This window comes from Mesorhizobium sp. M0011 (genome assembly GCF_040324155.1).
Taxonomy (GTDB): domain Bacteria; phylum Pseudomonadota; class Alphaproteobacteria; order Rhizobiales; family Rhizobiaceae; genus Mesorhizobium.
This window is the reverse complement of the sequence record NZ_JAMYVQ010000001.1, coordinates 58,367-72,332: the sequence shown is the minus strand read 5'-3', so window position 1 is coordinate 72,332 and position 13,966 is coordinate 58,367. Positions and strand designations below refer to the sequence as shown.

13 protein-coding genes are annotated in these 13,966 nt (G+C 63.6%); 8 read left to right on the top strand and 5 right to left on the bottom strand.

Annotated elements, in window-relative coordinates:
- The first annotated feature begins 91 nt into the window (after positions 1 to 91).
- The 6 genes from NKK51_RS00355 (at position 92) to NKK51_RS00330 (ending at position 5,640) form a co-directional block, all read left to right on the top strand.
- Entirely contained in the window at positions 92 to 1,024 is a 933-nt protein-coding gene (locus NKK51_RS00355) for a LysR family transcriptional regulator (protein WP_352550574.1), read from the top strand.
- 67 nt (positions 1,025 to 1,091) lie between these two features.
- A complete protein-coding gene (locus NKK51_RS00350) occupies positions 1,092 to 1,424 on the top strand; it encodes an ArsR/SmtB family transcription factor (RefSeq protein WP_031213736.1) in 333 nt (110 codons plus the stop codon).
- A gap of 77 nt (positions 1,425 to 1,501) precedes the next feature.
- Positions 1,502 to 3,382, top strand: coding sequence for an ABCB family ABC transporter ATP-binding protein/permease (locus NKK51_RS00345; RefSeq protein WP_352550572.1), 1,881 nt, complete (start codon positions 1,502 to 1,504; stop codon positions 3,380 to 3,382).
- Positions 3,383 to 3,488: 106 nt separating this feature from the next.
- Positions 3,489 to 3,836: an antibiotic biosynthesis monooxygenase family protein gene (locus tag NKK51_RS00340; RefSeq protein ID WP_352550571.1), complete on the top strand. Its 348-nt coding sequence runs from the start codon at positions 3,489 to 3,491 to the stop codon at positions 3,834 to 3,836.
- A gap of 283 nt (positions 3,837 to 4,119) precedes the next feature.
- Positions 4,120 to 4,818, top strand: a complete 699-nt coding sequence (locus NKK51_RS00335; RefSeq protein ID WP_023813734.1) for a phosphatidylserine decarboxylase — start codon at positions 4,120 to 4,122, stop codon at positions 4,816 to 4,818.
- Between the two features lie 3 nt (positions 4,819 to 4,821).
- Positions 4,822 to 5,640 carry a CDP-alcohol phosphatidyltransferase family protein gene (locus NKK51_RS00330; protein ID WP_013532542.1) on the top strand — a complete coding sequence of 273 codons (819 nt, stop codon included), beginning with the start codon at positions 4,822 to 4,824 and terminating at the stop codon, positions 5,638 to 5,640.
- Between the two features lie 27 nt (positions 5,641 to 5,667).
- On the opposite strand, the gene NKK51_RS00325 is transcribed toward NKK51_RS00330, so the two are convergent.
- Both NKK51_RS00325 and NKK51_RS00320 read right to left on the bottom strand, forming a co-directional pair.
- Positions 5,668 to 7,890, bottom strand: a complete 2,223-nt coding sequence (locus tag NKK51_RS00325; RefSeq protein ID WP_352550569.1) for an AMP-binding protein — start codon at positions 7,888 to 7,890, stop codon at positions 5,668 to 5,670.
- Positions 7,891 to 8,014: 124 nt separating this feature from the next.
- Positions 8,015 to 8,422 (bottom strand): tautomerase family protein, encoded by a 408-nt coding sequence (locus NKK51_RS00320; RefSeq protein ID WP_352550567.1) that lies wholly within the window; start codon positions 8,420 to 8,422, stop codon positions 8,015 to 8,017.
- 113 nt (positions 8,423 to 8,535) lie between these two features.
- Between NKK51_RS00320 and NKK51_RS00315 the strand changes: the two genes are divergently transcribed.
- Entirely contained in the window at positions 8,536 to 9,393 is an 858-nt protein-coding gene (locus NKK51_RS00315; protein ID WP_352442160.1) for a LysR substrate-binding domain-containing protein, read from the top strand.
- A gap of 129 nt (positions 9,394 to 9,522) precedes the next feature.
- On the opposite strand, the gene NKK51_RS00310 is transcribed toward NKK51_RS00315, so the two are convergent.
- The 3 genes from NKK51_RS00310 to NKK51_RS00300 form a co-directional block, all read right to left on the bottom strand.
- Complete coding sequence (locus NKK51_RS00310; RefSeq protein WP_352550565.1) at positions 9,523 to 10,449, bottom strand: DMT family transporter; 927 nt, start codon at positions 10,447 to 10,449, stop codon at positions 9,523 to 9,525.
- 60 nt (positions 10,450 to 10,509) lie between these two features.
- Positions 10,510 to 11,397 carry a DMT family transporter gene (locus NKK51_RS00305; protein WP_352550564.1) on the bottom strand — a complete coding sequence of 296 codons (888 nt, stop codon included), beginning with the start codon at positions 11,395 to 11,397 and terminating at the stop codon, positions 10,510 to 10,512.
- Between the two features lie 178 nt (positions 11,398 to 11,575).
- A complete protein-coding gene (locus NKK51_RS00300; protein ID WP_352550563.1) occupies positions 11,576 to 13,093 on the bottom strand; it encodes a S10 family peptidase in 1,518 nt (505 codons plus the stop codon).
- A gap of 153 nt (positions 13,094 to 13,246) precedes the next feature.
- Between NKK51_RS00300 and NKK51_RS00295 the strand changes: the two genes are divergently transcribed.
- Positions 13,247 to 13,948, top strand: coding sequence for a helix-turn-helix transcriptional regulator (locus NKK51_RS00295; RefSeq protein ID WP_352550562.1), 702 nt, complete (start codon positions 13,247 to 13,249; stop codon positions 13,946 to 13,948).
- Positions 13,949 to 13,966: the final 18 nt, after the last annotated feature.

Sequence of the window (13,966 nt, the reverse complement as noted above, 5' to 3'; positions counted from 1 at the left end):
GGGACTCCGGGGATTGAAAAACTGGTCCCTTAGCTAGGCAATATCGACGCAATCCGCTATATATTCGTAATGCATAAGATTGTGCCGAATAGTGGATAAATCGGACATCACCCTCGAACGCATGCGCACCTTCGTTCGCGTCGCGGAACGGGGCAATCTGTCGTTGGTTGCCGGTGAACTGGGTATCGGACAATCGACGGTCACGCGGCATCTGCAGGAACTCGAAGAGGCAGTGGGTGCGCCTTTGCTCAGCAGGACCACCCGGCGGGTCACGCTGACCGACGAGGGCAGCCGGTACTATGCCAACAGCGTCCAGATCCTGCGCCTTGTCGAGCAGGCCGGCGACGAAGCGCGGGGCGCACGTGGCGCGCCGGCCGGCACCGTCCGGATATCCTGTACTGCCGCTTTCGGGGTCTTGCACACCAGCCGACTCATCTTCGACTTTCAGGACCGATATCCCGACATCGGCGTTGACCTCAGCCTCAGCGATGAGCGTGTCGACCTCGTCAGGGAAGGTGTCGACATCGCGCTTCGGTTGGGGCCGCTCACCGACAGCTCATTGAGGCTGCGGGCCCTCGGCCTGTCACGGCGCCTGCTCGTGGCATCGCCGGATTATCTGGCGCAGCGAGGCAGACCGGCTATCCCGTCGGATCTGTCTGGACATGAGGGTATCCGGATGTCGAACGTGGCGGGGAGTGAAACTCTTGCCTTGCAGGGCGCCGGAGGCGAGCGCCATATGGTGCCTTTCGCGGGGCGCCTGCGTGTCGACCATGGGCTTGCCGCGCGCGAGGCTTTGCTCGCGGGTCGAGGGGTCGCACCGGCTCACCGATGGCTTGTCGACGATCTTTTGGCGGCGGGCCTGCTCGAGACGATACTGGATGATTATTCACTGCCGTCCGCCCCTTTGAACATGCTGATCGTCCCGGAGCGCGCGGGCGTTGCAAGGGTCCGCCTGATGGTCGACTTCCTGGCTGAGCGGATTGCCGGCATCCCGGGGATCGAGAAGTCCAGTTCACAGCGTTAGCCGCTATCTGCTCTGCCCAGAAGAGTAGCTTGCGGCAGCGTCGACCATCGTTTATCGCCGATGGACGATGAGTGAATCCCTAGCTGAAATAGGTATGCCTGGTTGCGCCCCGGACAGCCGAGCCGTTGCCACCCGGCTGGCAGCACTTTCGCACCCGGCTCGGATCGAAATCCTAAAATACTTGTCCGCAAGCAACTCCTGCTGCTGCCGCGAGGTCGTCGACCGTTTCGATCTGGCGCAGTCCACTGTGTCACAACATTTGAAGATACTGGTCGAAGCCGGGCTGGTCCGGTTCGAACCTGACCGTCAGCGCTCGCGCTACGAGGTCGATCGTGCCGCACTTGCCGATGTTTCCGCGTCGGTGGCCGCGCTCGTCAATTCCTGCTGCTCCGGCCGCTAGACCATGATCCCGAAAAGTGGAGCCCGGTTTTCGGACGAGATCATGGTCAAAAAGACATAAGAAGAAGGCACCAAGAAATGGCCGAAAAAACCGTCTCCGACTCCTCGACCTTCAAGACGCTGCTCAATTTGTGGCCCTATATGTGGCCGGCGGATCGCGCCGATCTGAGAGCCCGGGTCACATGGGCGACGCTTCTGTTGGTGGTCGCCAAGCTGACGCTGGTCGCCGGTCCCTATTTCTTCAAATGGGCGACCGACGCGCTGGCCGGCGACGCCAAATCGGTGCCGCCGCTGCCGAGTTTTCTGCTGGCGCCGGTCATGCTGGTCGTCGCCTACAATGTCGTGCGCCTGGTGCAACTTGGCTTCAATCAATTGCGCGACGCCTTGTTTGCCCGTGTCGGCCAATACGCGGTGCGCCAGCTCGCCTTCCGCACCTTCGTCCACATGCACCAACTGTCGCTGCGCTTCCATCTCGAGCGCCGCACCGGCGGCCTGTCGCGCATCATCGAGCGCGGCACCAAGGGTATCGAGACGATCGTGCGCTTCATCATGCTCAACACGGCGCCGACCATTCTCGAATTCGCGCTGACAACCGGCATCTTCGCCTACACCTATGGCTGGAAATATGTGGTCGTCGTCGCGGTCACCGTCTGGGTCTATGTCTGGTTCACGGTCCGCGCCAGCGACTGGCGCATCTCGATCCGCCGCGACATGAACGACAGCGACACCGACGCCAACACCAAGGCAATCGACTCGCTGCTTAATTATGAGACGGTGAAATATTTCAACAATGAGGGCATGGAAGCCGAGCGCTTCGACCGCTCGATGGCGCGCTACGAGGTCGCCGCGACGCGGATCTGGACTTCGCTCGGCTGGCTGAACTTCGGCCAGGGCATCATCTTCGGCCTCGGCACCGTCATCGTCATGTGCATGTCTGCGCTCGAAGTGCAGGCCGGCACGCAGACGGTCGGCGACTTCGTCTTCATCAACGCCATGCTGATGCAGCTGTCGGTGCCGCTCAATTTCATTGGCTTCATCTATCGCGAAATCCGCCAGGGGCTGACCGATATCGAGCAGATGTTTGACCTTTTGGATGTGCCGCAGGAGATCGTCGACAAGCCGGACGCGAAGCCACTTACTGTCAGCGCCGGCGCGGTCGAGTTCCGCGACGTGCATTTCTCCTATGACCCGAACCGCAAGATCCTGAAGGGCGTCAGCTTCGAGGTGCCGGCGGGCAAGACCATCGCCATTGTCGGGCCCTCGGGCGCCGGCAAGTCGACCATCTCGCGGCTGCTGTTCCGCTTCTACGACGTGCAGGGCGGCCAAGTGCTGATCGACGGCCAGGATATCAGGGACGTGACGCAGGAGAGCCTGCGCGGCGCGATCGGCATGGTGCCGCAGGACACCGTACTGTTCAACGACACCATCGCCTACAACATCCGCTATGGCCGCATCGGCGCCAGCGAGGAGGATATGCGCAAGGCCGCCGAACTCGCCCAGATCGGCCCGTTCATCGAGCGATTGCCTGACGGTTACAAGTCGATGGTCGGCGAACGCGGGCTAAAACTTTCGGGCGGCGAGAAGCAGCGCGTGGCGATCGCCCGCACCATCCTGAAGGCGCCGCCGATCCTGATGCTCGACGAAGCGACCTCGGCGCTCGACAGCCACACCGAACAGGAAATCCAGGCCGCGCTCGATCTGGTCAGCCGTGGCCGCACCACCATCGTCATCGCCCACCGCCTGTCGACGGTGATTACCGCTGATGAGATCATCGTGCTGCAGGACGGCCAGATCGCCGAGCGCGGCACCCATGCCGATCTGATGCGCAAGCATGGCCTCTACGCCTCGATGTGGGACCGCCAGCGCGAGGCGACCGAGGCCGAGGAGCGCCTGCGCATCGCCCGCGAGGGCGACGAGCTTGGCGTCATCGTCCGCCGGCGGACGTCGGAGGTGAATTGAAGGCTCGGCGTGTGAGTTGATTTTTGCGCTTGACCTCAACTTAAGTTGAGATTGTAGGCCGTTCCTGGAGCCCAAAACACCAGGATCCAGGAACGGAACAATCGAAATGAGCAAGACAAATCAGAACGTTGACGGTGGCAGCGTGTTCAGGGTGGACAAATTCGTCGTTCCGGCCGCTGCCCGCGAGGAGATACTCGCCAAGGTCAGGACAACGCATGAATTGCTGCGCCTGCAACAGGGCTTCGTTCAGGACTTCCTGCTCGAACAATTCTCCGGGCCGGGCGAATTCAACCTCGTCACCATCGTCGAATGGGAAAGCCAGGCCGCCGTCGACAAGGTCGTGCCGATCGTTAAGGCCGCGCACGAGCGCATCGCCTTCAACCCGCAGGAGACGATCGCCCGGCTCGGCGTTCGCGCCGACATCGCCAACTATCAGAGGGTTCCCGGGCTGTAGCAAGGCTGCTACCGCCAGCCGATGCCAGGTGCCGGCGCTTCGACGCTGAGCACCTGGCCGGTGCGGGCTTCAGAAGCCTTCGGATTTGGGATCATGGACGGGCAACCTTTTCCGGCGCCTTGAACCGTCGGTGTCCCGAATTCTGCCGACAACGACACCGACCTAGCAAGCGGATCGCGACCCCTGCCGGCGCACCCAATACGGCCTTCCCTATTGTTGCGTTGCGGCGAGGGGGGCTTTCGGCTATTGAGGCCGGACTTGAAACGGAGCCTGTTTATTACCGATGAGCCTTGTCGATACGGTCAAGAACGCGTTCGTACCGATCCATCGCGAGGGCTATCCCTTCATCGCAGCCTTTGGCGCGGCGACGCTTTTCCTCGGTTATTTCTCCTCGATCCTGTTCTGGATCGGTCTGATACTGACGGCCTGGTGCGTCTATTTCTTTCGCGATCCCGAGCGCGTCACGCCGGTCGACGACCGCCTGGTGGTCAGCCCGGCCGACGGCATCATCTCGGCGGTCGGACCCGCCGTGCCACCGCGCGAACTCGGCCTCGGCAATGCCGAGATGACCCGCATCTCGGTGTTCATGAACGTCTTTTCCTGCCATGTGAATCGCGCCCCGGTGCGCGGCCGTATTGCGAAAATCGAGCACCGGCCGGGCAAATTCCTCAATGCCGAACTCGACAAGGCCAGCACCGAGAACGAGCGCAACGGCCTGGTCATCGAGAGCCCCAATGGCACGGTCGCGGCCGTCCAGATCGCCGGCCTGGTGGCGCGCCGCATCGTCTGCTGGGCCCAGGCCGGCGGCTCGATCGGCACTGGCGAGCGTTTCGGCCTGATCCGCTTCGGCTCGCGTGTCGATGTGTTCCTGCCCCTGACCGCGACGCCGCGCGTTGCCGTCGGCCAGACGGCGGTTGGCGGCGAAACCGTGCTGGCCGAATTCGGCGGTGTTGCCGGCACGCCTCTTGTTCGGGTTTCCTGACCGGTGGGCACGCAATACAAAAAGTTCGAGGCTCATGCCAGCGGCGGTCCGCGCATCCGCGAAATCCCGATGCGCATGGTGCTGCCCAATCTGGTCACCGTGCTCGCCATTTGCGCCGGCCTGTCCGGCATCCGCTTCGGCTTCGAAGGCCGCTTCGAGCCGGCGGTGGTGATGGTGCTGCTTGCAGCCTTCCTCGACGGCATCGACGGCCGCTTGGCGCGGATGTTGAAGGCGACCTCCAAATTCGGCGCGCAGATGGATTCGCTGGCCGACATCGTCAATTTCGGCGTGGCGCCGGCTCTGGTGCTCTATGCCTTCCTGCTCGACCGCGCCGGTTCGCCGGGCTGGATCGCGGCACTGCTGTTCGCCATCGCCTGCGGGCTACGCCTCGCCCGTTTCAACGTGCTCGATGACGAGAAGGCGGATCGCCCCATATGGCAGTCCGAATATTTCGTCGGCGTGCCGGCGCCGGCTGGCGCCGTGCTGGTGATGCTGCCGCTTTATCTCTATTTCCTGCGCACAGGTCTGGAGCCCAGTCGTCCAGCAGCCTTCGTCGCCACCGGCTTCACCATCCTGGTCGCTTTCCTGCTGGTCAGCCGGCTGCCTGTCTATTCCGGCAAGAGCCTGAAAATCCCGGGCGACAGGGTGTTGCCGATCATCCTGGGTGTCGTGCTCTACGTACTCCTGCTGATGACCTACCCCTGGTACACGCTGACCGCTTCGGTTGCCGGCTACCTGATCTTCCTACCGTTCAGCGTGCGCGCCTATTCGAAGCGCGCCAAGCTGGAGGGCGAGAAGGTGCCGCCTTCGGATATAGGTTAGAAGGTCGGCGGAAGTGCTTGATCTGACTCAGGCCGCGACGCCGAGCCCCAGCCTGTCGATCGCCAGTTTCCTCGTCGACACATAATCAGTCTTGCCGGAACCCAGCACCGGGATTTCCTCCACCTTGACGATGTCGTTGGGCACCATCAGTTCGGCGGCACCGGCCTGTTTGCCGAACCTGCGCAAGTCGTCGGGGTTGGCGTCGTCGGCAGTGGTGACCAGCACGATGCGCTCGCCGCGCCTCTTGTCAGGCACGGCCACAGCCGCGTGGTGCTCTTCCGGCCACAGCGACTGCACCAGCATCTCGACCGCACCCAGCGACACCATCTCGCCGGCGATCTTGGCGAAGCGCTTGGCGCGTCCGCGAATGGTGATGAAGCCTTCGCGGTCGACGGCAACGATATCGCCGGTGTCGTGCCAGCCGGTCAGCGGCTGCAATTCACCGGGGCGGTCCGCGGTCATGTAGCCCATCATCAGGTTCGGTCCGTCGAGCCACAATTGGCCGGCGTCGGAAATGCCTTCGACCTGCTCAAGCTTCATGCGCATGGCCGGCAGCAGCCGCCCGACCGTGCCGTCGCGGCCATGGATTGCCGTGTTGACGGCAACCACCGGTGCCGCCTCTGTCAGCCCGAACCCTTCGATGATCTCGGCCTGGAAGCGCTCGCGATAGACGCGGCGGGTTTCCGGCTTCACCGCCTCGGCGCCGGCGACGACGAAGCGCAGGCTGGAAAAATCGCCGTCCTTGGCGGTGCGCGCATAGTTGGCGAGGAATGTGTCGGTGCCGAACATGATGGTCGGTTTCACCTTGCGCGCAACCTCGGGGATGATCTTGTAGTGCAGCGGCGAGGGGTAGAGGAACAGCTTTACCCCGGTGACCAGCGGCAGGATGGTGCCGCCCGTCAGGCCGAAGGAGTGGAACACCGGCAGCACGTTGAGCAGGATGTCGGCAGGCGAGATGGTGATCCGCGCCTCGGCCTGCATGGCGTTGGCGTAAAGGTTCTTGTGCGACAGCACGACCGCCTTCGGCGTGCCTTCCGAGCCCGAGGTAAACAGAATCACGGCCGGGTTGGCCGCATCCTGCCGCTGCAGTGGCCAGCGCCACAGCAAGGCGGCGGCAAGCTTGTCCAGCGCGGTGACGCTCTCCCGCACATCCTCAAGCCAGAGAAGCCTGGCGCCGCCCTTTTCGACCGCCGCGACGATATCGGCAAGGTCGGCCTTCTCGACGAACGCGCGGGACGAAATCACCGTCCTTATCACCGCCGTGCGCACGGCCGCGGTGACGCTCGCCGGCCCGGCCGTGTAATTGATCATCGCCGCCACCCGGCCGGCCGACAGAAGGCCGGTGAGCGACAGCACGACGCCATTGGCGTTGGGCAGCATCACGCCGACCGCTTCGCCCGGCGCCGTGACGGCCTCGAAGCGCCTGCCCAGGACGCGGGCGCCGATGAACAGCTTGCGGTAGCTCAGCGCACCGGAGATCACGTCCTCGATGATGGTATGCGAAGCGCCGACGCGGGCGGCGGCATCGCGCATGGCCAGGAACAGGCCACGATCGAGGTTGGTGCCGAAGAGCCGCGCCTCGGCGACACGGTCGAACAGCGCGTTGGTGTTCGAGGCCTGCTCCGGGTTGCGCGCCACCAGTTCGGCGATGGTCATCGGCTCCAGCACGCTGATCGACAGCTGCGGAAACCAGTGTCGTGGCGCCTTGTCCGCGGGCGTCAGCGACACCGGCAGGCCGCGCGCGCCGCCGACGAAGATCGGCACGATTTTGGCATCGGCCTGCATGGCGATGCGGGTGACGGCACGAAACAACCGAAACGTCTTGACGTCGGGCTCGACCGCATCCGGCAGATAGACGGCGAGCCGGCCCTTGCCTTTGAGCACGCGCACCAGCCGGCGGCTGACGAAGACATGTTCGGCGTTGAAGGCGATGGTACGGCCAAGCTCGCGCCAAGGTTCGAGCCACGGCGAGCGCGCCGAGACCTCGTCGAGAATATGCAGCGTGTCTTCCGGCAGCAGCGACAGCATCAGCGCCGGCTCGAAGCGCGATTGATGCGAGATGACGTAGATGACTGGAGCCTGCGCCTTGCGGGCGACCCGGATGCGGCTGTCTCCGATCCGGTAGGCGAGCTTGAACGGCACATAGAGCAGCGCCTGGGTGAAGCGCAGGCCGAGGCGGAATTTTTCCGCCACGCCGATCAGCAGCCAGGCCAGAACAAGACCCGCAAGCAGCGCCAGTGTCAGGATCATGCCGCGTCTCTCCCAACGTTTTTTAGCATCTCGGCTCTTTGCGGCCGTGTCGGCCAGAACCTAGACGATGTGGGAGCAAGGTCAATGCGGAGCTTTTGCTTCCCTTGGTGCGGGAAGCTGCTTCTCACGCCGCCTGCAGCCGTCCACTAATGAAACGAAATTCCTGCGTCTTGCCGCCATAGCCATAAGCGGCTGCCGGCACTTCATGCACGAAGGCGTAGCTCTCCTCATGCACGCCGCCCAGCAGACGGCCGAAGGCTGCGAAGATCGCCTTCAGATAGGCCTCCAGTTCAAGCTTGGTATTGGTGCCGTCGACCACCTTGATATCAAGCCAGAACGTGTTGGTGCCGTGCTCGGCCAGCGACTTGCCGCTGGCGAACCAGTGCTGCGGATCGACGTAGGACACGGCAACTGCCGTGATCGTCGGGTCCTTGCGCAGCTGCGTCGCGGTGATTTCGGTGGCCTCCTTTGCGATGCGAGCGGAAAGAGCCGCGTCAGGTTTGCCGGTGACGCTGATGTTGATGATGGGCATTTTTTTTCTCCTTGGCTTGAGCGGCGTCCGATCGCCGTTGAAACAACCATGCCACCATCTTTCGATCAAAAAAATCGAATTGTTTTTAACTGAAGATTCGATAAGATCGAAGTATGGAAACGCTGGATCCCGATCTGCTCCGAACCTTCCTAGCTTTCGTCGACAGCGGCTCACTGGCCAAGGCGGCTGCAAGCGTCGCACGTTCGCCCTCGGCGGTGACCGCCCAGATGCAGCGGCTGGAGGAAATCGTCGGCGAGCCGCTGCTGGCGCCGCAAGGGCGAGGGCGCGGCTTGACCCCTGCAGGCGAAGACCTCGTCGGCCATGCTAGGCGGATCCTTGCCGCCCATCGCGAGGCATGGCTGGCGCTTAAGGGCGCCCGCGCTGCCGGACGCGTCGCCATCGGCACGACACAGGATTTCGCCGACAGCGGCCTGCCGGATCTGCTGCGTGCCTTCGCCGGCAGCCATCGGCGCGTCAGGATCGAACTGCGGGTCGGCCGCTCCGCCGAACTGGCGCAGGCGCTGCAGTCTGGCGGCCTCGATCTGGCGATCGTCATGCGCCAGGCGGCAGCGCCGGACGAAGTCGGTGTGCTGCGCGAGCCGATGATATGGCTATGCTCACAAAAGGGGCTGGCCACGCGGCAGGAGGAACTGCCGCTGGCGCTGCTCGACCCATATTGCGGTTTTCGCGAAGCAGCACTTGCCGCACTCGATGCTGCCGGCCGCCGCTATCATATTGCTGCCGGCAGCGCCAGCCTGGCCGGCCTGCGCACGGCGGTGAACGCCGGTGTCGCGCTGACGCTGCGAACGGCCCGCTTTGCCCATTCCGGCATTGTCGAGGCACCGCGCGAGCTTGGCCTGCCACAGGTTCCAATGGCTGAGTTCGCCATCCGGCTGCGCGCTGGCGCCGATGGTCCGGCGGGCGATCTGGCGGCCCTGCTCGGCGGTAACCTTGCCCTGTCGGGCGGTTGAATGAAGAAAAAGCCGACCTTACGGTCGGCTTGGAGTAGGACGGGCCGAGGGGTTTGGGGGGACTTGGGGATGGCCCGTCGCAGCAATAATGCCTGACCCGGATGATGGTTCCGTGACCGCGTCACTTTTTTAAGAAATATTTGATGCCACGCGTTGCGGGCTGGCCAAGCGTTGCGAGCGGGCCATCAGCCAATCCCGCCCCGCATGGGCAAACACCGCACACAACACGATGACGCCGCCGATCATGCTGGCGGCTGGGGCAATCTCGCCCAGGAACAGGAAGGCAAACAGGATCGCGAACGGCACTTCGGCCGAGCCGAGCAGCCCGGATTCGGCCGGCGGGATGAGCCGCGCGCCCTCCGTCCACAGGGTCGAGGACAGCGCGAAGGACGCGCCGAAAGTGGCGAGCAGAACGGCATCCCTCGGCGAAACGGCCAGCGGATCGGTGACGAACCAGCCGAGCACGAACAACAGGAAGGCCGAAACCGCACCGGCCCACACCACGGGCGTGTCGCGGAAGGCGCGCACCATGATCATGTAGAGGCCGCTGCCGATGGTCATCAGCAGTGCCAGTCCGTCGCCGAACAGATTGCCGGTGCCGAAGCCGGACCAGACCATGATCGCCACGCCGCACAGCGACACGGCGGCGGCGACCATCGTCTGCAGTCGGAACGGTTCCCGTGTCAGAACCCAGGCCAGCAGTGCGGTGACGAAGGGCGCGGTGGCGTAGATGACAGCGACATTGGCAACGAAGGTGAACTTGAACGCCGAGATGAAGGCAATGCTGGCTAGAGCGCCTTCCACCGCAAGCAGCCAGCCGCGCCAGCCAAGGCGTAGCGTTTCGCGATTGCCGGATCGGTGACGCCGCCACAGCACATACAGGCTGATCAGGATCGCGCCGACAAAGCCACGCCAGCAGATGATGGTCAGCGGGTCGGCATGGATCGACTTGGTCAGAACGCCGGTCAGGCCAAACACTGCCGCCGAGGATGACACCAGGATGATGCCGAGCGTACGCTCCGCGGCGGTGTCTATGGTGGCTGCAATCTCAGTCATGCCACCAGCCTACGTCGTTGCGTGCTGACATCGTAGTGTCAGCAGTGATGGTGATCCACATCATAGCCGTTTGCGGAAATGCTCGGTGCCGACGATCAACAGGCCGGCGGCGACGATCAGCGCAGCGCCCAGGAACACCTCGCGACGCGGCACGTCGCCCCAGATCGCAAAGCCGAGTGCGAATGCCCACAAAAGCGAGGTGTATTCCAGCGGCGCGAGGACCGAAGCCGGTGTGCGCTTCATGCCTTCGAAGAGAAGGTATTGTGCCAGGCCGCCGAGTGCGCCGACGCTGGCAAGGAGCAGCAACTGAGCCCCGTCCGGTGTCCGCCACCACAACAACGCCGGTACCGCCGAAAACAGCAGGAAATAGAAATTGTTGAGCAGGAGCTGGATCATCGAGCGCTCGGCAAGCGCGGTCTTGCGCAAGAGCACGATGGCGATGCCCCACAAAAAGGCGGCCGCCAGAACCAGCAGCACTGGCACGGACAGGCCGAGATGGGTCGGATCGCAAGCGACGAACACGCCGGCAAAGCCGATCAGCACCGCCAGCCAGCGCAGCATCGGCACCTTTTCGCCGAGCAGGAACACCGAAAGCACGGTGACAATGATTGGGGCCGCGTAATAGACGGTGGTCAGTTCGGCCAGCTGCAGGCTGCGCGCCGCGTTGTAGTAGCAGAGCCACGCAGCAAGCGTGAAGGCACTGCGCACCAGCATCGGCCGCACGATCGGCGAGCGCATCGTGTCAGCAAACAACTGTCGTCCGCCGATCGCCGCGCACGCACCCAGAATGGTGATGCTGCGGAAGAACATGATCTGCCAGACGCTCATGCCGACGACCAACAGCTTGATCGAAGCATCCTGTGTCGAAAACAGCAGATAGGCCGCACCGGTCAGCAGGATGCCTGCAAGAACCCGCTCGCGTGTTTCGAGAATGGCGATATCGGCCATAAGGCGCGTGGGACCAAAATTGCCGGAGCGGCAGAAATGCTGTGAGGAGCGACACAAGGGAACTGTGAATTCAGCTCCCTTGGCACCAAGCTATACGGGCGAAAACCGCTGCGGCGCTACGCCAGCCCGGTGCTTATGTTGGGGCAGGGGTCCATGGCGAGTTGCACTGTCGCCAAGCCTATTGCGTCGCCTGGTAAAGCTCCGAAGCGGCCTCTTTCAGGGCGCGCCGACCATCGGATCGGAAATACATCATGTGCCCGCCCTCGACGACATCGAGACGGATAGGCTTGGCATTGGCGAGCGACGGGATCTGGTTCACCAGGTAGCGCGAGGCGAGGTAAGGCGTGACCAGGTCGGTGTAGCCGTTGACGATCACGACGCCGAGCGAGGGGTTCAGCGAGCGTGCCCGTTGCAGATCGTCCATTACCCCGGCATAGCCTTGCCGTGACGCGCTGGTCCCGTAGTCCCAATTATGGCTGATTTCGCCATTGAGCAGCCGATAGCTGACATCGGTGCGGAAATGCAGTTCGTCGCTGATATAGCCGACGAACGCCGACGTCAGCGCCGGCACGCTGCGGTCGAGCACCGGATCCGGGCCGGCGATGCGAGCGCTCTCGGGCGCGATGTCGGCCGTGCCGATCGTGGCGTCGAAGGGGCTGAGCACCTTGCCGCTGGCGCGGGCGAACTCCCTTGCGAACAGGCCGGTGGGAATGCGGGCGGAGTTCCGCTGCACCAGGTCGAGCGGCAGGCCGGTGATGTCAGCCACGCGTTGACTGGCCAGCCGCCTGCCTTGCTCCAGTCCGCTGGTGAGCGCCGTAAGGTAATCGCCCATCGCATAATGTTCGACGTCTGCCAGCTTCTCCCGCAATGCATCGCCGCTGACGCCTTCGGCGCGCAGGCGCACCGCCGCCAGTGAAGGCAGTTCGAGCGCCCAATGCAGCGGCTCGAATTCGTCGGGCTGCACCAGCGTGAACTCCAGCGCCGGGGAGATCAGCACGATGCCGTTCGGACTGATGCCGATATCTTCCTGCAATGTCCTGGCGAGCAGCGCCGCGCGGAACCCGCCATAGCTTTCACCGGCAAGGAACAGCGGCGAGCCGGTGCGGCCGTTCTGCGAGAGATAGAGCCGGATGAAGGCGCCAATCGAGCTGGCATCCTGGTTGACACCCCAGAAATCGCGCGTGTCCTGCCCCGGTGCCTCGCGGCTATAGCCGGTTCCGACCGGATCGACGAAGACGAGATCGGTCATGTCGAGCCAGCTGTCCGGATTGTCGATCAGTCTTTGCGGTGACGGCAGGAATTCGCCGTCGGCTCCCGTCGCGATTATCCGTGGACCGAGAGCGCCGATATGCAGATAGGCGGACGCTGCTCCAGGGCCGCCGTTGAACACGAAGGTGATCGGCCGCTGCGGGTCTTTGGCCCCGCTTGCCGGCGGCTCCAGCGTGTAGGCGACATAGAAGATCTCCGCCGTGACGTCGCCCTTGCCGGAAAGCAGCGACAGGGTGGCGGCTTTTGCCTGGTAATCCAGCTTTCTTCCGGCCAGCGTGATCGAATGGTTGGTTGTCTGCGGCGGCGGCAGCAGGGACAGAACGCCGCCCGAGGGCGCCGGCCGCTCCGCTGTTTCAGCCAGGACGGGCTGCGCCAGGACGGCAAGCATCGGCAGGATAAGGCAGATCAGTTTCAGCTTGACCGGCATGATGGCTCCGCGACAACGACTCCCGCATAGGTATGGCCGAGAGGTTCGAAGTCAAAGGAAATGGCTGTTTTGAACTTGTAACGGCTTGCGCTACTGTGAGCCGGAATGCAGTCGAACGTTTCCCTCGATCAGTTTGGACGCTGGAGCGGCGGTGTGGCCGCTGCGGCCGTTGCCGCGACTCCCGAAGAATTGTCGGCTCGCTTCACGGCAGCGGCGAGCGAGTTGCTTGGCTCCGACCGCGCCTATGTCGGCTTTTACCGTCGCGATATCACGTCCCTGACCATCGACGATGCCGGCCCCGATCGCTGGAACCGCGACTACGATGCACGACTGTATCGCCAGGATCCCTTCTTCCAGAGGTTCGCCAGCACAAGGCAGGATTTCCTGTTGCCGCTGTCGGCACTCCGCAATGGCGACTTCCAGCGCACCCCCTACTATCGCGAATTCTTCGGCCCTTCCGACAGTTTCGACGAGATCACCGGCGTGTTCAATCTCGACGGGCTGACCGCTGGCTATGTCACTTTTCTCAGGCGAAACGGGGCAGAACCGTTTGGCGAGCAGGATCTGGCAACGGCTTGCGCGGCAAGCAGCGCGACAAGGCTCATTTTGGAAAGATTGCTTCATCTGTGCCGCTTCCGGCACAAGGGCGCCGCAATCGGTGACGCTCGCTCGCGGCTGAGCAGGCGCGAGGCCGAGATTGCGCGGCACCTGGTCGATGGTGGCAACGCCAAGACCATCTCGCGAAGTCTCGCCGTCTCGCCCGGCACCGTCCGCAACCACATCAAGCAGATCTACCGCAAGCTCGGCGTGCACTCCCAGGTCGAGCTGCTGGCGACCCTCCGCGACGTCGCTTGAGCCTGACGGCTCCCGCCG

Bases quoted from the DNA above. Each gene is read 5' to 3' on its own strand.
- NKK51_RS00305 (WP_352550564.1), bottom strand. From the start codon at position 11,397: ATGGCCGATATCGCCATTCTCGAAACACGCGAGCGGGTTCTTGCAGGC.
- NKK51_RS00350 (WP_031213736.1), top strand. From the start codon at position 1,092: ATGAGTGAATCCCTAGCTGAAATAGGTATGCCTGGTTGCGCCCCGGAC.
- NKK51_RS00320 (WP_352550567.1), bottom strand. From the start codon at position 8,422: ATGCCCATCATCAACATCAGCGTCACCGGCAAACCTGACGCGGCTCTT.
- NKK51_RS00335 (WP_023813734.1), top strand. From the start codon at position 4,120: ATGAGCCTTGTCGATACGGTCAAGAACGCGTTCGTACCGATCCATCGC.
- NKK51_RS00310 (WP_352550565.1), bottom strand. From the start codon at position 10,449: ATGACTGAGATTGCAGCCACCATAGACACCGCCGCGGAGCGTACGCTC.
- NKK51_RS00315 (WP_352442160.1), top strand. From the start codon at position 8,536: ATGGAAACGCTGGATCCCGATCTGCTCCGAACCTTCCTAGCTTTCGTC.
- NKK51_RS00340 (WP_352550571.1), top strand. From the start codon at position 3,489: ATGAGCAAGACAAATCAGAACGTTGACGGTGGCAGCGTGTTCAGGGTG.
- NKK51_RS00325 (WP_352550569.1), bottom strand. From the start codon at position 7,890: ATGATCCTGACACTGGCGCTGCTTGCGGGTCTTGTTCTGGCCTGGCTG.
- NKK51_RS00345 (WP_352550572.1), top strand. From the start codon at position 1,502: ATGGCCGAAAAAACCGTCTCCGACTCCTCGACCTTCAAGACGCTGCTC.
- NKK51_RS00300 (WP_352550563.1), bottom strand. From the start codon at position 13,093: ATGCCGGTCAAGCTGAAACTGATCTGCCTTATCCTGCCGATGCTTGCC.